Annotated in this window: 16 protein-coding genes; all 16 read left to right on the top strand. The window is 68.2% G+C overall.

Features of this window, described 5'->3' with window-relative positions; all coding sequences use genetic code 11:
- Positions 1–10 precede the first annotated feature (10 nt).
- Positions 11–1,030 (top strand): ParB/RepB/Spo0J family partition protein, encoded by a 1,020-nt coding sequence (locus MYSTI_RS14320; RefSeq protein ID WP_015348478.1) that lies wholly within the window; start codon positions 11–13, stop codon positions 1,028–1,030.
- A gap of 31 nt (positions 1,031–1,061) precedes the next feature.
- On the top strand, positions 1,062–2,453 hold the full coding sequence (locus tag MYSTI_RS14315; protein WP_015348477.1) for a sigma-54-dependent transcriptional regulator: 1,392 nt from the start codon (positions 1,062–1,064) through the stop codon (positions 2,451–2,453).
- A 193-nt stretch (positions 2,454–2,646) separates the two neighbouring features.
- Positions 2,647–3,549: a type II secretion system protein GspC gene (gene gspC / locus MYSTI_RS14310; protein ID WP_015348476.1), complete on the top strand. Its 903-nt coding sequence runs from the start codon at positions 2,647–2,649 to the stop codon at positions 3,547–3,549.
- A 24-nt stretch (positions 3,550–3,573) separates the two neighbouring features.
- Positions 3,574–6,156: a type II secretion system secretin GspD gene (gene gspD, locus MYSTI_RS14305; protein ID WP_015348475.1), complete on the top strand. Its 2,583-nt coding sequence runs from the start codon at positions 3,574–3,576 to the stop codon at positions 6,154–6,156.
- A gap of 4 nt (positions 6,157–6,160) precedes the next feature.
- Positions 6,161–7,972 (top strand): type II secretion system ATPase GspE, encoded by a 1,812-nt coding sequence (gene gspE / locus MYSTI_RS14300; RefSeq protein ID WP_015348474.1) that lies wholly within the window; start codon positions 6,161–6,163, stop codon positions 7,970–7,972.
- Positions 7,973–8,012: 40 nt separating this feature from the next.
- Positions 8,013–9,269 (top strand): type II secretion system inner membrane protein GspF, encoded by a 1,257-nt coding sequence (gspF, locus tag MYSTI_RS14295; protein WP_015348473.1) that lies wholly within the window; start codon positions 8,013–8,015, stop codon positions 9,267–9,269.
- A 14-nt stretch (positions 9,270–9,283) separates the two neighbouring features.
- Positions 9,284–9,439, top strand: coding sequence for a hypothetical protein (locus MYSTI_RS43825; RefSeq protein WP_015348472.1), 156 nt, complete (start codon positions 9,284–9,286; stop codon positions 9,437–9,439).
- Positions 9,440–9,500: 61 nt separating this feature from the next.
- The gene (gene gspG / locus MYSTI_RS14290) at positions 9,501–9,926 is read left to right on the top strand and encodes a type II secretion system major pseudopilin GspG (RefSeq protein ID WP_015348471.1); all 426 of its coding nucleotides are present in this window, start codon (positions 9,501–9,503) and stop codon (positions 9,924–9,926) included.
- 38 nt (positions 9,927–9,964) lie between these two features.
- The gene (locus MYSTI_RS14285) at positions 9,965–10,411 is read left to right on the top strand and encodes a type II secretion system protein GspG (RefSeq protein WP_015348470.1); all 447 of its coding nucleotides are present in this window, start codon (positions 9,965–9,967) and stop codon (positions 10,409–10,411) included.
- Positions 10,408–11,121, top strand: a complete 714-nt coding sequence (locus MYSTI_RS14280) for a prepilin-type N-terminal cleavage/methylation domain-containing protein (RefSeq protein WP_015348469.1) — start codon at positions 10,408–10,410, stop codon at positions 11,119–11,121. Before MYSTI_RS14285 ends, MYSTI_RS14280 begins: the two co-directional genes overlap by 4 nt.
- Positions 11,118–12,044, top strand: coding sequence for a type IV pilus modification PilV family protein (locus tag MYSTI_RS14275; protein ID WP_015348468.1), 927 nt, complete (start codon positions 11,118–11,120; stop codon positions 12,042–12,044). The genes MYSTI_RS14280 and MYSTI_RS14275 overlap by 4 nt, the downstream gene beginning before the upstream one ends.
- Positions 12,041–12,712: a type II secretion system protein GspJ gene (locus MYSTI_RS14270; protein WP_015348467.1), complete on the top strand. Its 672-nt coding sequence runs from the start codon at positions 12,041–12,043 to the stop codon at positions 12,710–12,712. Before MYSTI_RS14275 ends, MYSTI_RS14270 begins: the two co-directional genes overlap by 4 nt.
- Positions 12,712–14,112, top strand: coding sequence for a type II secretion system minor pseudopilin (locus tag MYSTI_RS14265; RefSeq protein WP_015348466.1), 1,401 nt, complete (start codon positions 12,712–12,714; stop codon positions 14,110–14,112). Before MYSTI_RS14270 ends, MYSTI_RS14265 begins: the two co-directional genes overlap by 1 nt.
- Position 14,113: 1 nt before the next feature.
- Entirely contained in the window at positions 14,114–15,718 is a 1,605-nt protein-coding gene (pilM, locus tag MYSTI_RS14260) for a pilus assembly protein PilM (RefSeq protein WP_015348465.1), read from the top strand.
- Between the two features lie 2 nt (positions 15,719–15,720).
- Complete coding sequence (gene gspM, locus MYSTI_RS14255; protein ID WP_015348464.1) at positions 15,721–16,275, top strand: type II secretion system protein M; 555 nt, start codon at positions 15,721–15,723, stop codon at positions 16,273–16,275.
- 3 nt (positions 16,276–16,278) lie between these two features.
- Positions 16,279–17,250: a type II secretion system protein GspN gene (gene gspN / locus MYSTI_RS14250; RefSeq protein WP_015348463.1), complete on the top strand. Its 972-nt coding sequence runs from the start codon at positions 16,279–16,281 to the stop codon at positions 17,248–17,250.
- Positions 17,251–17,325 lie beyond the last annotated feature (75 nt).

Below are 17,325 nucleotides of genomic sequence, written 5' to 3'. Positions count from 1 at the left end.
GGCACACCCCATGGCAGCGAAGTCCGCACGAAAGACGGCCGCCGCGAAGCCGAAGCCGAAGCCCGCGGCCACGCCCCGCAAGCCGCGCCGCAAGAAGGCGGCCCCCCAGTCACGAGGCCTGTCTCCGGCCGATGTGGCGAGCGACTCGGTGGAGTACCCCACGGACATCCTCGACGCCGTGCGCGAGGACGGAGGCGAGGTCCTCGGCGTCTACCGCGAGCCCTTGGGCGGCCATCCCGTGGTGCTCGCGGTGCTCCCCATCGACAAGGTGGAGCCCACGCCGTACCAGCGGGACTTGTCCGAGCCCCACGTGAAGCGGCTGGCCAGCGCGATGGAGCGATTGGACCGCTTCCTGGACCCCGTCATCGCCGTGCGCAAGGACGGCCGCTACTGGACGCCCAACGGCAACCACCGGCTGCACGCGAGCAAGCTCTTGGGTGCCAAGTCCATCATCGCGCTGCTGCTGCCCGACGAGGACGTGGCCTATCAAATCCTCGCCCTCAACACGGAGAAGGCCCACAACCTCAAGGAGCGCTCGCTGGAGGTGGTCCGCATGTACCGGGGCCTGGTGGGCGCGGGCCGCGCGGGCGCGGAGAAGTCCTTCGCGCACCTCTTCGAGGAGCCCGCCTTCATCACCCTGGGCGCCGCCTACGAGCAGCGTCCCCGCTTCTCCGCGGGCGCCTACCATCCCTTCGTCAAGGTGGTGGAGGACTTCCTGGACCTGCCACTGGAGAAGGCACTCGCCGTGCGCGAGGCGCGGGCCCAGAAGCTGCTGGAGCTCGACGACGCGGTGGTGGCGGTGGTCAACGCCCTCAAGGAGAAGGGGATGCAGAGCCCCTATCTCAAGAACTTCGTCGTCGGCCGCATCAACTTCCTGCGCTTCCGCAAAGGCGCCGGAAAGCCGGACTTCGACGGCACCGTGGCGAAGATGTTGGCCAGTGCCCTCCAGTTCAACCTCGACTCCGTCAAGCGCGAGGACATTGGCAGGATGGGCGGCGGCCCGCTCGAGCCGGACGACGAGCACGCGTAGGGAACAAGGATTGCAAGCAGCGGCCCCCACCATGACCACCTCGACCGTCCTCGTCGTCGATGACGACCGCGCCAACCTCGACTCCGTGACGCGCATCTTCCAACGGGAGAGCATGGCCACGCTGGCCGCCACCAACGGCACGGAGGCGCTGGAGATGCTGCGCCGCCCCGAGGTCATGGTGATGGTGACGGACCTGATGATGCCCGGCATGGACGGGCAGGAGCTGCTCCGCGCGGCGCGCACCATCCGCCCGGACGTGGAGGTGGTGTTGATGACGGCCTACGGCACGGTGGAGACCGCCGTGGCCGCGATGAAGGACGGCGCCTACGACTTCATCACCAAGCCCCTCAAGCGCCACGCGCTGGTGAAGGCGGTGCAGAAGGCGCTGGAGAAGCGGGCGCTCGTCTCGGAGAACCAGACACTCAAGGCGAAGCTGGCGGAGATGAGCGCCGCGGGCGGGCGGAGCATGGTGGGCCAGTCCCCCGCCTTCCGCGCCATGCTGGACACCATCCGCCAGGCCGCGCCCTCCACCGCCACCGTGCTGCTGCTGGGAGAGTCGGGCACGGGCAAGGAGCTGGCGGCGCGCTCGGTGCACGAGTACTCCAGCCGGGCCAAGGGCACCTTCGTCGCCGTCAACTGTGGCGCGCTGCCGGAGAACATCCTGGAGGCGGAGCTGTTCGGCGTGGAGCGAGGCGCCTTCACGGGCGCGGTGGCCCGGCGAGAGGGCCGCTTCGAGCGCGCCCACGGCGGCACCCTCTTCCTGGATGAAGTGGGCGAGATGCCCCTGTCCGCTCAGGTGAAGCTCCTGCGCGCGCTGGCCGAGGGCGAAATCGAGCGGCTGGGCGGCACGCAGACGGTGAAGGTGGACGTGCGCCTGGTGGCCGCCACCAACAAGGACCTGCAGAAGGAAGTGGCCGAGGGCCGCTTCCGCGAGGACCTCTACTACCGCCTCAACGTGGTGGAGATTCGCGTCCCCGCGCTGGCCTCGCGCAGGGAAGACATCCCGCTGCTGGCGGACGCGTTCCTGCGCCGCTTCGCCGCCAAGAATGGCAAGGCCCTGCGCGGCTTCTCCCCGGAGGCGCTCCAGACGCTGGAGAACTACGCCTGGCCCGGCAACGTGCGAGAGCTGGAGCACGCCGTCGAGCGCGCGGTGGTGCTGGCGCGAGGCGAGGTGCTGGAAGCCAGCGACCTGCCGGAGTCGGTGCGCAAGGGCCCGCTCGGCGCCGCGTCCCAGCTCGTCATCCCCATCGGAACCCCCATGGAAGAAGTGGAGCGGCGGGTGATCCACGAGACGCTGCGCCACACCAAGGGCGACAAGACGCTGGCCGCACGACTGTTGGGCATCGCCGCCCGCACCATCTATCGCAAGCTGGAGCGCGAGCAGTCGTCCGGCGGCGAACCCACCCCCGGCACCGACGACTGACAGGCCGTCACACCGGCCCCCACCCCGCTTTGACAATTTGTCCCGAGGCCCGGGACGGCCTGCTCCCTCGCTCGGGACGGTCGCCCTTTCTGGAATAATTTCGAGCGCTTGGCCGTCCCCCTTGGATGGCCCGCCTGGCCCACGATGGCACCTGACTTGCTCTCCACGGGTTCGGCTTTCACTCGGAAGCGTGATGGAACTCTTCTTTCGCAAATACTTCTGGACAGTGACCCTGCTGTTCATCGCGCTCGTCGCCCTGTTGGCGGCGAAGACGGTGAACCTGTTCGTCGAGTCCGCCATCTCCCCGGTGCCGACGTCGGGGGCCAACGCGCGTGCGCCCACCCAGACACGTCAGCAGGCGGCGCTGGCCCTGCCTGACATGGAGGGGCTGTCGCGGGTGACGGGCATCAAGATTCCGGAGCCGGAGAAGCCGGTGGTCGAGCCGTCGGCGCCGCTGGCGGACCTCAACGCGGAGCCGGTGAAGAGTGGCCTTCGCGTGAAGCTGTTGGGCACGCTCGTCGCGAGCAACCCGGATTGGTCCTTCGCTTCCATCCAGGACATGGTGACCCAGCGCGCGCAGACGTACATGAAGGGCAACGAGCTGCAAGGCGCCACCGTTCACGAAATCGAGCGTGAGCGCGTCATCGTCATCAACAACGGGCGCAAGGAGTTCATCGACGGCAACCCGGGTGACGGCGCCGGGACGTTCACTCCTCCCACGCCGCCGGTGGCGGTGGGCAACCCCAACCCCAGCAGCGGCATCCGCGCGGTCAGCGACAACGAGTACGAAGTGCCGCGCGAGGAGATCAACAAGACGCTCAACGACCTCAACTCCGTGGCCATGCAGGCGCGAATCGTCCCCGCCTTCAAGGACGGCCAGGCCGTGGGCTTCAAGCTCTTCTCCATCCGCCCGGACTCCATCTACACGAAGATTGGCGTCCAGAATGGTGACGTCATCCGCCGCATCAACGGATTCGACCTCAACAGCCCGGAGAAGGCGCTGGAGGTCTATTCCAAGATGAAGGACGCATCCCGCATTGAAATCGAGATCGAGCGCAACGGAGCGCCGATCCGCAAGTCCTACAACGTTCGTTAAACCCCACGTCGCGCCCGCTCCTCCATGAAGACGCTCCCGTCCTGGATGCTCTGCCTGTGCCTCGCGCTCGCCGTCCCCGCGCAGGCCCAGCGTCGCCCACCGCCGCCCGACAACTCCGCGCCTTCGGCGCCGGGTGAGCGGACCATCACTCCCCAGTCGCCCACCGCCGACGAGGCCAATCAGGGCGCGCGCAACATCCCCACGTGCGAGGAAGCCCGGCGCAACGCGCGCTACGGCATCTACTTCGACAAGGTCGAAATCGAGAAGCTGGTCCAGACGGTGGCGGACGCCACCTGCCGCACGTTCATCCTCCCGGAGAACGTGCGCGGGAAGATCTCCATCATCGGCCCGGAGAATGGCCGCGTGGAGGTGAACGCGGACGCGTTCTACTCCGCCTTCCTGGCCGCGCTCGACGCCAACGGCCTGGCCACCTACCAGTACGGCCGCTTCATGAAGATCGTCGACAAGCGGTCGGCGAAGCAGAACCCCATCCCCACCATCGTCGGTGACGGCGAGCCGTACACCACCAACGAGCAGATGGTGACCAAGCTGTTCCGCATCCGCAACGTGGAGGTGGAGCCGCTGCGCGGCGTGCTGCAGCAGCTGGTGTCGAAGGACGGCGACACGATTCCGTACCCGCCCGACACCATCATCGTCAACGACGTGGGCTCCAACATCCACCGCCTGGAGCGCCTCATCGACCAGCTGGACACGCGCGCCGCCAGCGACGAGCTGCGCGTCATCCAGGTCCAGTACGCCTCCGCGCAGGACGTGGCCAACACGGTGCAGCGCATCTTCGAGGCCAAGGGCGCCCGCCCCGGTCAGCGCCCTGGCGCGTTCGTGCAGGGTGTCCCGCCCGCGGGGGGCACCCCCGAGGTCATGGCCCAGCCCATGCCGGGTGGCGGAGAGAGCTCCGGCGGCCCGGTGACGCTGTCGCAGATCATCCCGGATGAGCGCACCAACAAGCTCATCATCGTCGCCAGCCCCGCCGCGTTCTCGCGCATCCAGGACATCGTCGCGCAGATCGACATCCCGTCCGGCACCGGCGGCCGCATCAACGTCTACTACCTGGAGAACGCCAACGCGGAGGAGTTGGCCAGCACGCTCCAGTCGCTGGCCCAGGGCACCGCCAACCGCCCGCGCACGCCCGGCGCGCCCAACATGCCGCCCGGCGCTCCCCGCGGCACCTCCACCCAGGCCGCGGAGCTGTTCAGCGGCGAGGTGAAGATCTCAGCCGACAAGGGCACCAACTCGCTGGTCATCGTCGCCAGCCAGTCGGACTACAAGAACATCGTCCAGGTCATCCAGCAGCTCGACGCGCCCCGCCGCCAGGTGTTCGTCGAGGCCGTCATCATGGAAGTGAACCTGACGCGGGATGCCGAGTTCGGCATCAACATGCACAGCGGCTTCTCGCTCAACACCGACCGGGGCGCGGCGCCGGGCCTGATTGGCACGAACAACAGCGGCCAAGGCCTGCCTCCCTCGCTGAGCCTGGGCAACCTGGCGCAGTTCGGCGGCTTCCTCGCGGGCCTCCAGGGGCCGGTGATTCCGGCGCTGGAGAAGCTGGGCCTGGACATCCCCGCCTTCGGCATCGTGCTCCACGCGATGCAGCAGAGCGCGGACGTCAACGTGCTCTCCACGCCGCACATCCTCACCAGCGACAACGAGGAGGCGGAAATCACCGTGGGCCAGAACGTGCCCTTCCAGTCCGGCTTCACGCCCTCCTCGCTGGGCTCCCAGGTGGGCGGTGGCGCGGGCGCCAACGGCGGCCTCAACCCGTCGATTCTCGGCGCGCTGGGCGGCCTGGGCTCGCTGTACGCGCCCATCCAGCGGCAGAACGTGGAGCTGAAGCTGACGGTGAAGCCGCAGATCAACGACAGCGACTACATCCGCATGGCCATCACCGAGCAGACGGAGGAGATTGCCTCCGACAACCCGGTGCTCGGCCCCACCACCAGCAAGCGCAGCGCGAAGACGACGGTCATCGCCAAGGACCAGGAGACCGTCGTGCTGGGCGGCATCATGCAGGACCGCACCATCGAGTCCGTGAACAAGATTCCCGTGCTCGGCGACATCCCGCTCATCGGCAACCTCTTCCGCGACACCACGCGCAAGAAGACGAAGACCAACCTGCTCCTGTTCCTGACCCCGTACATCATCCGCGGCCCCGAGGACTTCCGCATCATCCTGGAGCGCAAGATGAAGGAGCGGCAGCAGTTCGTGGAGCAGTTCTACGGACAGCTCCCGGGCTACGACGCGGCGGTGGACTTCAGCCGCAAGCCGGGTCCGCTCGCGAAGATGAACCAGGCCGTCGTCCGCGAGCGTCAGCGCGTGGAGAGCGGCGCGCCGGGTGACCGCGTCATCGGGCCCAACAGCTCGCCCTCCAACCGGCAGAACATCCCGCAGCCCGCCTCGCCGCCGCCCACCCCTGCCCCGGCCTCCGAGGCTCGCGACCCCGAGGTGCGGGAAGCGCAGCCTCCTCCCACGGGTTCCGAGGAGTCCACCCCGGTCGTGCCGGTCCAGCCGGCACCCGAGGCGCCCGCGTCGGACTCCACCGGCGACGCCTCGCAAGAGCGCCTGCGCATCCAGCCGGACACGGGAACCTGAGCCCATGAACGTGACCGCCGACCCCACCCTTCCCGCCGTGACTGGCACGGCCACCGCCCGGAACGACTCCACCCAGGTCGTCTCCCACGGGCAGGCCTTCCTCTGCGGAAGGCCGCTGGGAGAGATTCTCCGCGCGCTCGTCCCCTCGCTCACCGAGGAGAAGCTCCAGGAGGCGCTCGCCGCCCAGGAGGAGAAGGGCGGGCGGATTGGAGAGGTGCTGGTGGGGCTCAAGGCGGTCTCCGCCGAGGACGTCGCCAAGGCGCTGGGCCACCAGCTGGACCTGCCCTACCTGGCGCGCATCTTCACGGAGGAAGTGGACGCGGAGCTCGTCAAGCGCATCCCCATCAACTTCGCCAAGCAGTCGCACATCCTCCCGCTGGCCCTGGAGGGTGACAGCGTGGTGCTGGCGGTGGCGGACCCGCTGGACACCTCCGCGATGGACCACGCGCGGCTGCTGCTGGGGCAGAGCATCAGCCCCCGGCTCGCGCTCGAGAGCACCATCACCGACGCCATCAACAGCGTCTATGACCGCTCCATCAACGAGGCCGAGCAGCTCGTCGACGAGATGGAGACGCAGGACCTGGACGCCATCGCCCATGAACTGGACGAGCCCCAGGACCTGCTGGACGTGGATGACGAAGCGCCTGTCATCCGGCTGGTGAACTCGGTCCTCTTCCGCGCCGCCAAGGAGCGCGCGAGCGATATCCACATCGAGCCCATGGAGCGCGAGCTGTTGGTGCGCTTCCGCGTGGACGGTGTGCTGCAAGAGGTCATCAAGCCGCCCAAGCGCTACCAGAACGCCATCGTCAGTCGCGTGAAGGTGATGGGGCAGCTCAACATCGCCGAGAAGCGCCTGCCGCAGGACGGCCGCATCCGCATCAAGCTGGCGGGCCGCGACATCGACATCCGTCTGTCCACCATCCCCACGACCAACGGGGAGCGCATCGTCATGCGTCTGTTGGACAAGACGGCGACGCTGCTGGACCTGGCCGAGATTGGCATGAGCAAGGCCACGCTCCAGTCGATGGAGGCCGTGGTCAAGCGCTCGCACGGCATCGTCCTCGTCACCGGCCCCACGGGCTCCGGCAAGACGACGACGCTCTACGGCGCCCTGTCGAAGATCAACACCCCGGACCTCAACATCCTCACCGTCGAGGACCCGGTGGAGTACCAGCTCAAGGGCATTGGCCAGATGGCCATCAACCCCAAGATTGGTCTGACGTTCGCCCAGGGCCTGCGCTCCTTCCTGCGCCAGGACCCGGACGTCATCATGGTCGGCGAGATTCGCGACAAGGAGACGGCGGAGATCGCCATCCAGGCCTCGCTCACGGGCCACCTGGTGCTCTCCACCGTCCACACCAACGACGCGGCCGGCGCCGTCACCCGTCTGGTGGACATGGGCGTGGAGCCCTTCCTCGTGGCGTCCTCGCTGACGGGCATCCTCGCCCAGCGTCTGGTGCGCCGCGTGTGCCCCGACTGCCGCGAGGCCTACCAGCCCACGGACGCGGAGCTCAAGGAGCTGAGCCACACGCTCGCCTCCTTCAAGCAGCGCTACGGCGTGGACCGCATCTACAAGGCCACCGGGTGCCCCACGTGCAACCGCAACGGCTACCGCGGCCGCACGGGCATCTACGAGTTCCTCCCGGTGGACGATGACGTTCGCCAGCTGGTGCTGAAGAACGTGGACGCCTCCACCATCAAGAAGTCCGCCACCGGCAAGGGCATGACGACGCTCTTGGAGGATGGCGCGCGCAAGGTGTCGTTGGGAGAGACGACCATCGCCGAAGTGCTGAGCATCACCCAGGAGGACATGTAACCGACAGCTCCTCCCTGGGAGGGGCCGGGGTCATCGAGCCATGCCGGTCTTCGAGTACAGAGGTCTCAACTCCGCGGGCAAGCAGATCAAGGGCCTGCTGGAGGCGGATTCCCCCAAGACGCTGCGCACCAAGCTGAAAGCCGACGGCATCTTCCTCACGGATGTGCTGGCACAGGCGGAAGGCAGTCGGGGCGCGGTGGCCAAGGGCTCCAACGCGGCGCTGGTGGCGCGCGACATCGACCTGCGCAAGCTGGGTCGCGGTCGCGTCAACACCGACGACGTCGCCATCTTCACGCGCCAGCTGTCCACGCTGCTGGGCGCGGGCGTCACCTTGGTGGAGTCGCTCACCGCGCTGGTGGACCAGGTGGAGAAGGAGCGCTTCAAGCGCGCCCTCTCCGACATCAAGCAGCGCGTCAACGAGGGCTCGTCCCTGGCGGACGCGCTCGGCCAGCACCCGAAGATCTTCCCCAGCATCTACGTCAACATGGTGCGCGCGGGTGAAGCCTCCGGCGCCCTGGACGCGGTGCTCACGCGCCTGGCCGACTTCACGGAGAACCAGGCCCGGCTGCAGCAGAAGATCCTCAGCACCATGCTCTACCCCGCCATCATGATGGTGGTGGGCGGCGGCATCCTCGTCGCGCTGATGGTGTTCGTCGTCCCGAAGGTCACCAAGATCTTCGAGACCATGAAGGCCACGCTGCCCCTGAGCACGCGGGTCCTCATCGCCACGAGCAACTTCTTCCAGAACTGGTGGTTCGTCGCCGTCCCCTTCATGGTGCTCTGCGGCTGGCTGTTCGTGCGCTGGACGAAGAGCCCCAAGGGCAAGCCGAAGTGGGACCGCATCACGCTCAACGCGCCCATCGTCGGCAGCCTGGTGCGCCTGCTGTCCATCTCCCGCTTCGCGCGCACGCTGTCCACGCTGCTCAAGAGCGGCGTGCCCCTGCTCGCCGCCATGGACATCGTCAAGGCCATCATGACCAACACGGTGCTGGCCGAGGTCATCGAGAAGGCCCGCGACTCCATCCGCGAGGGTGAGAGCATCGCCAATCCGCTCAAGCGGTCCGGCGAGTTCCCGCCGCTCGTCTACCACATGGTCGCCATCGGCGAGCGCTCCGGCCAGCTCGAGGAGATGCTCACCAACGTGGCGGACAACTACGAGACGCAGGTGAACGTGCGCATCGGCGCCCTCACCTCGCTCCTGGAGCCCCTGCTCATCGTGGTGATGGGCGCGGTGATTGCATTCGTCGCGCTCTCCATCCTGATGCCGATTCTCCAGGTGAACTCGGCCATCCGGTGAGGGGTGCCTCGGACATGATGAACGACACGCTCGACCGTTGGATTCAGCGCGTGACGCTGGTGGCGATGATTGCCGTCGCCGCGGCGCTGGTGACGGTGGGGGCCCGGCTGTACGGGCCCCAGGCCACGGCCCCCACCTCCGGGGTGGTGGACGGGCCCCGGGCCCCCTGACAGGAAGTCCTGAACACGATGCGGTGGCTTGCCAGAAAGTCACCCCGAGGTGAGAGCAGACATGAGCCAGACGACCCAGAGCCAGCAGCGCCGCCGCCGCAACCGCCGCGGCATGACCCTGATTGAGATCATGGTGGTCATCACCATCCTCGGCCTCATCGCCGCCGCCGTGGGCGTGGCGGTGATTCCCCAGCTCGAGGCGGCCCGCCGGGACACGGCCGGCCTGGACATCAAGAACATCCAGAGCGCCCTGAAGCTCTACTACACGAAGAAGGGCAAGTACCCGGACACGTCCTCGGGGCTCAACGCGCTGGTGGAGGCGCAGACGCTCGAGCAGCTGCCCAAGGACCCGTGGGGCAACGAGTACGTGTACCTGAACGAGGGCGGCAAGCCCGTCATCATCTCGTACGCCGCGGATGGCACCGCGGGCGGCGAGGGCAATGACGCGGACATCTCCTCCGCGGACGCGGCCGCCGGCAAGAAGTGAAGAACGCGCAGCTCCCGCGTGTTGACCAGGCTTTGGGCATGAACGAGCACGACTCCCATCCATCCCAGACGCCCTCGCCCGCGGGGGCCGCCCGCCCCCATCGTCTGGGGCGCCTCGTGCTGGGGCTCATCATCCTGGTGGCCAGCGTGCTGGCGTTCGTCCTCGTGTACGCGACGGAGGACCGCACGCTGGCGCCGGACCAGCGCCGGGCGCGCGACGCCATCCGCAGGATGGAGGGCAAGTTCAAGGCACACCAGCGGCTGATGGGTCGCTTCCCCTCGCGGGAAGAGGGCTTCCAGCCGCTCATCGACGCGAAGCTGATGGACGGCGTGCCGCTGGACCCGTGGGGGAATCCCTACGTGTACTGGACGGACGGCAAGAGCGGCGCGGTCGTGTCCTACGGCGCGGATGGCAAGAAGGGCGGCGTGGGTCTGGACGCGGACCTGAGCAGTGGAGGCGTGCTGGCCAACGGGGGGGCTCCATGAAGAAGACCCAGCGCCGAGCGCAGCGCGGCCTGACGCTCATCGAAATCTCCATCGCCATCATCATCATCGCGATGCTGTTCTCCGCGGCGGTGATGGGCATCGGCTCGCTCACCGGCGCCAAGGCGAAGGGTGCGGCGGGCGAGCTCGCGGGCACCATCCGCTCGCTCTACGACTCGGCGGCGCTGCGCGGCAAGACGTGCCGCCTGGTGTTCGAGATTCCCGAGCCCAAGGAGGAGAAGGCCACACGCTACCATGCGGAGTGCGCGGAGAGCGGCGTGACGACGGCGAGGGACCGCGACAACGCGCTGCGCGACGAGAACCGCGAGCGCGAGCGGTCCCGGCGTGACAGCCGCGGGGGCGACCGCGACGAGCGGCGCAGCTACCTCACCACCGGGGGCGACACGCCTTCCACGCAGGACCTGATGGACAGCGAGAAGGTGCGCGTGGAGAACGTGTCGCGCTTCTCGTCCTTCACGTCCGAGGAGCTGCCCGCGCGGGAGCTGCCCGAGGACGTGCGCATCTCCATCTGGACCCGCCAGCAGCGAGAGGCGGTCGACAGTGGCGTGGCGTATCTCTACTTCTTCCCGCAGGGCTACACGGAGAAGGCGTACGTCTACGTGAGCCAGGGCGACAACGTCTGGACGCTGGATGTGTCGCCGCTCACCGGCAAGGTGAACATCGTCGACGAAGCGCTGGAGGTGCCGCGATGAAGCGAGCCCATGGCTTCACGCTGCTGGAGGTCATCGTCGCGCTCGCCATCCTGGGGATGGCGCTGATGGCCATCTTCGACCTGAACGCGGGCGCGGTGGCCAACCACGTCTACACCAAGCGGCTCACGGTGGCGTCGCTGCTGGCGCGCTCGAAGATGACGGACGTGGAGCAGAAGCTCTACGACGACGGCTTCTCGCCCGACGACGACGAGGAGTCCGGCGACTTCTCCGACGAGGGCTGGACCCAGTTCAAGTGGAAGGCGCGCATCATCGCCCCGAAGCTGGACGGAGTGACGCCCGACCAGCTCATCGGCGCCATCTTCAACCTGCCCATCGGCGGCGACTCCAGCGACCCGATGAGCGGCATCGCCAGCCTCTTCGGCGGTGGCGGCGCGGGCGGCGACAAGGGAGGCAAGACGCCCAGCGGTCCGCAGCCCGCGGGAGGCGGACTGGGCGGCGCGGCCATGGGCATGGCGCAGCCCATGTTCGCGCAGATGGTGCAGCAGCTCACCCAGGCGGTGCGCGAGGTGCACCTCACCGTGTACTGGCAGGAAGGCACCCAGGTGGAGAGCATCGACCTGGTGACGCACGTGGTGTCGCTCGGCCCGGGCTCGGACCGCAACGGCGGCTTCACGCCCAACCAGGGCACCACGCCGGGCGCGGACAACCAGTGGGTGGACCCCAACAGCCCCGGGATGATTGTGCCGAACCCCATCCCTGGCCCCAACGGCACCATGCTGCATCCGCAGACGCGCCAGCCGCTGATGCGCCGCTCGGAGTGGCTGCAGCGGGTGAACGGTGGCCAGCCACAGCAGCCGCAGGGCGGGGGCGGCACGCCGACGCCTCCTCGAGGCGGGATTCTTGGCGGAGGCACCCGGTCGCCGTTCCCGAACTTCCCAGGCAGCCAGAGGAACGACCGATGACCCGACACGCGCGTGGCTTCACGCTGATGGAGGTCATGGTGGCGGTGGCCATCACCGCCCTGATGGGCACGGTGGTGGCCATGGCCTTCCAGACGGGCCTGACGGCGAAGGAGACGGTGGAGACGGACGCGGACCACTACCGGCAGCTGCGCGTGGCGATGAACCGCATGTCGCGCGAGATTGGCTCCGCGTACGTCAGCGACCGGTTCGACCTGAAGCGCTTCCGCGACCAGCAGGACCGGCCCACCAACTTCGTGGGAGAGAGCGACCGGCTCTTGTTCACCACGTTCGCCCACCAGCGGCTGTACACGGACGTGAAGGAGTCCGACCAGGCGGTGGTGGAGTACTTCGTGGAGCCCAGCGACGACCGCAAGGCGAAGGGGCGGCTGGACCTGAAGCGGCGGACGAATCCCAACGTGGACGACCGCATGGACCGGGGCGGCACGACGGACGTGCTGCTGGAGGGCGTGAAGAAGCTGGAGTTCGAGTACTGGAACTCCGACAAGAAGGAATGGGATGACGAGTGGGACACGCGGCGGCTCGAGCAGAAGAGCATCCTGCCCACGCGTGTGCGGATGACGGTGACGGCCGTGGACGAGACGGGCAAGGAAGCGCGCTATGTCACCCAGGCGCGCATCATGTTGAACACCGAGCTGCCGAGGTACTGATGCCCCTGCCCTTCTTCCAGCAGGCGCCCCGGCGGCGCCGTCCGAAATCCGCGGCGCCCGGAGCGGGGCCCAACCCGCGCGGTGAGCGGCGCTCGCGGGGCGTGGCGCTCATCATCGCGGTGGTGTCCATCGCGCTGCTGACCGTCATCGCCACCGAGTTCGCGTACAACAGCCGCGTCGACCTGCAGCTCGCCGCCAACCAGCGGGACGAGGTGCGCGCGTACTACATGGCGCGCTCGGGCGTGGCGATGTCGCGGCTGCTCCTGCGCTTCCAGCGGCAGGTGGACCAGACGCCCATCCCCAACCCCGCGGCCCTGCTCGGCAGCCTCATGGGGGGCCAGGGACAAGGCAACCAGGGCAACACCCCGCAGCCCACGTCGCTCAACCTCCAGCTCTGGAAGATGGCGCGGGTGGACTGCCACCTCCTGAAGGGCCTGGTGAAGAGTGAAGGCGCGGAGGGGACCTCCAGCGACATCGCGCCCGTCGAGGAGAAGGACGAGGACGACGAGCGCTTCAAGATGGACGGGGAAGAGGACCCGGCCTCGCGGGAGATGTCCGCGCAGATGACGCGCCGCTCTTTCGGAGGCTTCGAGGGCTGCTTCCTGTCGACCATCTCCGACGAGGAGGAGAAGCTCAACGTGCACCGCCTGATGGCGGGCGCGGGCGACGCGCTGCCCACCGCGCTGCGGCTGATGGACATGCTCGAGGACAAGCGCTTCGAGTTCCTCTGGCAGCGCGACGACGCGAACAAGGTGCGCAGCACGCCCGAGAACGTGATGCTGGCCATCAAGGACTGGGCGGACGACGATGAGACGGGCTCCGCCATCAACCGCACGGACCCCGTCAATCCCCTGCCCTCGGGCTTCTCCGACGAGGGAGGGTCCTACAGCCGCTATGAGCCGAGCTACGAGCCGAAGAACGCGCGCTTCGACAGCATCGACGAGCTGTACCGGGTGCACGGGGTGAACGACCAGTTCATGGCGGCGTTCAAGGACCGGCTCACGGTGTATCCGGACATCAACTCACGGCCCAACATCAACACGGACGACCCGGTGATGATGGGGCTGGCCATCATGTCGGTGGCGGACCCGGCGCGGCCGGACCCTCGGTTGAAGGACCCGGTGTTCCTCAACGAGCTCATCACTCGCATCCGCTCGGCGCGCATGTTCAGCTTCTTCGGCATGTCCGTGCAGGACTTCGTGGCCGTGGTGGAGAGCGCCGGCATCGCCGCCAATCCCGCCGTCAGGTCCAACGTGGCGGGCAACCGCCTCATCGGCGACAAGAGTCAGACGTTCACCATCAAATCGGTGGGAGAGGCGGGCAACGTCCAGAAGACGCTGACCGCCGTGGTCCGGCTGGACGACACGCTGGGCAAGCTCCTGTACTGGAGAGAGGAATAGCATGGCCCGCATTCTTGGCCTCGACTTGGGCAGCCACTCCGTGAAGGGCGTGGTGCTGGAGGCTCGGACGAAAGGACACGCCACCCGGAGCTTCGTGGAGGTGCGCCGCGCTCAAGAGGGCGAGCGCGCCGACACGCTGCGCGCCGCGGTGACGGAGCTGCTCGGCAAGCTGCCGCCAGGGCACGCCGACCAGGTCGTCGTCGCCCTGCCCGGCCCGGCGCTCATCACCCACGCGCTGAGCCTGCCGTTCTCCGACGGCAAGCGAATCGAGGCGACGCTGCCCTTCGAGGTGGGCAGCCTGCTGCCGTTCGACATCTCCGACGTGGTCTACGACTACCAGGTGGTCAGCCTGAAGGAGACGGACGGCAAGGAGAAGGCCAGCGACCTCCTGGTGGGCGTGGTGCGCAAGGAGGAGCTCAAGTCGCTGGTGGACCTCCTGTCCGAGCTGAAGGTGGACCCGCGCATCGTCACGCACCCGGGACTCGCCTATCAGAACCTGCTCCAGCAGGCGGCCGGCCTCTTCGAGGGCTCGGGCGAGGGCGGCGTGGTGGCCGTGGTGGACATCGGTCACGAGCGCACCTCGGTGGCCGTCGGCAAGCCGGGCACGGGCGTGCAGTTCGCGCGCACGTTCGCGGGCGGCGGACGGGACTTGAGCAAGGCCCTGGCCACGGAGTTCCAGACGTCCCTGGCGGAGGCGCACCACTGGAAGGAGCAGCACGGGGCCATGGCCAGCGCGGCGCGCGGGCCGGACGCGGAGCGCGCCGCGGCGGCGTTCACGCGCGGGCTCCAGCCGCTGCTGCGCGAGCTGCGCCCCACCCTGAAGGCGTACACGGCGCGCACGCGGCAGCAGGTGGGCGCGCTGGTGATTTGCGGTGGCACGGCGCGGATGCCGGGCCTCGCGGAGCAGCTCTCCAAGGACCTGAACCTGCCGGTGCGCGTGCTCGCGCTTCCCTCGGACACGGCGGAGTCGATTCCCACCGCGGAGCAGCCGACGGCGGCGCAGGCGTACGCGCTGGCGCTTCGGGGCAATGCGGCCGGGGCGCGAGCGCCTCGGTTCAACTACCGGCGGGGCGAGCTCGCCTTCAAGGGTGACTTCGACTACGTGAAGGACAAGCTGGGGCTCCTGGCCTCCTTCGCGGCCACGCTCCTGCTCCTGCTCATCGCGTTCGGCGTGGTGCGCAACTCGGTGCTGTCGCGGCGCGAGGCGCAGGTGGACGCGGCGCTGTGCGAGACGACGCAGCGAATCCTGGGGCGGTGTGAGAAGGACTACAACCGCGCGCTCAACATGCTCAAGGGCGTGGAGAGCCCGGCGGCGGCGCTGCCCAAGCTGTCCGCGGTCAACCTCCTGGCGGAGGTGACGCAGAAGGTGCCGCAGGACCTGCCGGTGAAGTTCGACCGCATCCAGATCGACACGGAGCGCGTCATCCTCCAGGGCGAGACGGACTCCTCCAAGCAGGTGGACACGCTGTCCAACGCGCTGAAGAACCATGCCTGCTTCAAGGAAGTGAAGCAGGGCAAGGTGGAGCGCACCCGGGACGGGCAGAAAGTCACGTTCCGCTTGGATGTCCAGGTGCAGTGCCCCGGGACGGAAGGGGGGGAGAGCTAGTCATGGCCAAACTTCAGGAAGCACTGGCGCCGCTGCAGACGTGGTTCGAGCGGCTGAGTGACCGTGAGCGGCGGATGGTGTCCATCGCCGGCGCGGCGGTGGCGGTGTTCATCGTCTTCGCGGTGCTGATGACGTTCGCCAACAGCGCGTCCGGCTATCGCAAGCGCACGCAGGACAAGCTGGCGAAGCTGCAAGAGGTGCAGGCGCTGGCGGCCAGCTTCCGCGATGCGCAGGCCAGCCGTCAGTCGGTGGAGACGCAGCTCACGTCGAGCAACGTGCAGCTGATTTCATACATCGAGGACAAGGCCACGGCCGCGGGCCTCCAGGTCCCCAACATGACGCCCAAGGGCGACGTGGGCATCGGCGACGGGAAGATCATGGAGAGCTCCGTGGAGCTGACGTTCTCCGATGTGGACCTGAGGAAGCTGACCGACTTCCTGCGCACGGTGGAGAGCGGACCGGGCGTGGTGAAGGTGAAGTACCTGCGCATCGAACCCCGTCCGTCGGACTTGCTGACGGCGTGGACCACCGTGGCCACCTACCGGATGAAGCAATAAGCCATGTCCTCAGAGACCAAGCCCGCTCGTTGGAAGGTTGTCGTGGGCTACGGCGCGTTCGCGCTCGTGGCCTTCATCCTCTGCCTGCTCTTCACCTTCCCGTATGACATGGTGCGCACGCGCATCATCTCGGAGGCGGGTCAGGCGGGGCTCGCGGTGCGCATCGGCTCGTTGCGGCCGGGGCTGTCCGGCATCACCGCCACCCACGTGCGGGTCAGCAAGCCGCCGCAGCCGATGACCGCGGAGACGCTGGCGCAGCTGGTCAGCGGCGAGGGCATTGTCGGCGCGGCGGAGCTGGGCGAGGCGGTGACCATCGACAGCGTGGCCGTGCGCCCCACCCTCTTCCCCCCCGGCCTGGCGGTGCGGGCCAGCGCGCTGGGAGGGACGGCGGCGGTGGACGTGGGGTGGCTGGGCGACACGAAGGTCCGCGCGGAGTTCGACAAGCTGCGGGTCAGCAACGGCAACCTGCCTGCCTTCCTGGGCGTGGACGTGGACGGCGAGCTCAATGGCGCGCTGCGGCTGACGATGCCCAAGGGCAAGAGCCCGGAGCCGGACCTGTCGCTGGCGAATGGCGAGCTGTCGCTCGACTCGCAGGGCCTCATCATCAAGGGCGGCAAGGCCTCCATCCCCATGGGGGGAGGCAACTCGATGGCCATGGACCTGCCGCAGGTGGCCCTGGGCGCGCTGGTGGGGCGCATCAACTTCGAGAAGGGCATGGGCACCGTGCAGGAGCTCAAGCTCAAGGGCGAGGACGTGGAGGCGCTGGCCACTGGCACGCTGAAGCTGGGCAAGCGACTGGAGTACAGCGAGCCCGCCATGGACGTGAACCTGCGGCTGGACCCGGAGGCTCAGAAGCGGCTGGGCCTGCTCGCGGCGGGCATCACCATCTTCCCCCCGGACAAGAAGGACCCGAGCTTCCGAGCAGCGAAGCTGGGCGGATTCCTCAACCGGCCCACGTTCCTTCCTCGCCGGTAGGACGGGGCGTCACACCCCGGCACGTGGGGTTGAAGTCCGCGTGCCGGGACGTGTAAAGCGCGGACACAAGGGAGG

Origin of the sequence: Myxococcus stipitatus DSM 14675, from assembly GCF_000331735.1 — a bacterium.
GTDB lineage: Bacteria > Myxococcota > Myxococcia > Myxococcales > Myxococcaceae > Myxococcus > Myxococcus stipitatus.
This window is presented reverse-complemented; position numbering and strand designations above follow the sequence as displayed.

Coding starts and splice junctions, on each gene's coding strand:
- MYSTI_RS14320 (WP_015348478.1), top strand. CDS start 11: ATGGCAGCGAAGTCCGCACGAAAGACGGCCGCCGCGAAGCCGAAGCCG.
- MYSTI_RS14315 (WP_015348477.1), top strand. CDS start 1,062: ATGACCACCTCGACCGTCCTCGTCGTCGATGACGACCGCGCCAACCTC.
- gspC (WP_015348476.1), top strand. CDS start 2,647: ATGGAACTCTTCTTTCGCAAATACTTCTGGACAGTGACCCTGCTGTTC.
- gspD (WP_015348475.1), top strand. CDS start 3,574: ATGAAGACGCTCCCGTCCTGGATGCTCTGCCTGTGCCTCGCGCTCGCC.
- gspE (WP_015348474.1), top strand. CDS start 6,161: ATGAACGTGACCGCCGACCCCACCCTTCCCGCCGTGACTGGCACGGCC.
- gspF (WP_015348473.1), top strand. CDS start 8,013: ATGCCGGTCTTCGAGTACAGAGGTCTCAACTCCGCGGGCAAGCAGATC.
- MYSTI_RS43825 (WP_015348472.1), top strand. CDS start 9,284: ATGATGAACGACACGCTCGACCGTTGGATTCAGCGCGTGACGCTGGTG.
- gspG (WP_015348471.1), top strand. CDS start 9,501: ATGAGCCAGACGACCCAGAGCCAGCAGCGCCGCCGCCGCAACCGCCGC.
- MYSTI_RS14285 (WP_015348470.1), top strand. CDS start 9,965: ATGAACGAGCACGACTCCCATCCATCCCAGACGCCCTCGCCCGCGGGG.
- MYSTI_RS14280 (WP_015348469.1), top strand. CDS start 10,408: ATGAAGAAGACCCAGCGCCGAGCGCAGCGCGGCCTGACGCTCATCGAA.
- MYSTI_RS14275 (WP_015348468.1), top strand. CDS start 11,118: ATGAAGCGAGCCCATGGCTTCACGCTGCTGGAGGTCATCGTCGCGCTC.
- MYSTI_RS14270 (WP_015348467.1), top strand. CDS start 12,041: ATGACCCGACACGCGCGTGGCTTCACGCTGATGGAGGTCATGGTGGCG.
- MYSTI_RS14265 (WP_015348466.1), top strand. CDS start 12,712: ATGCCCCTGCCCTTCTTCCAGCAGGCGCCCCGGCGGCGCCGTCCGAAA.
- pilM (WP_015348465.1), top strand. CDS start 14,114: ATGGCCCGCATTCTTGGCCTCGACTTGGGCAGCCACTCCGTGAAGGGC.
- gspM (WP_015348464.1), top strand. CDS start 15,721: ATGGCCAAACTTCAGGAAGCACTGGCGCCGCTGCAGACGTGGTTCGAG.
- gspN (WP_015348463.1), top strand. CDS start 16,279: ATGTCCTCAGAGACCAAGCCCGCTCGTTGGAAGGTTGTCGTGGGCTAC.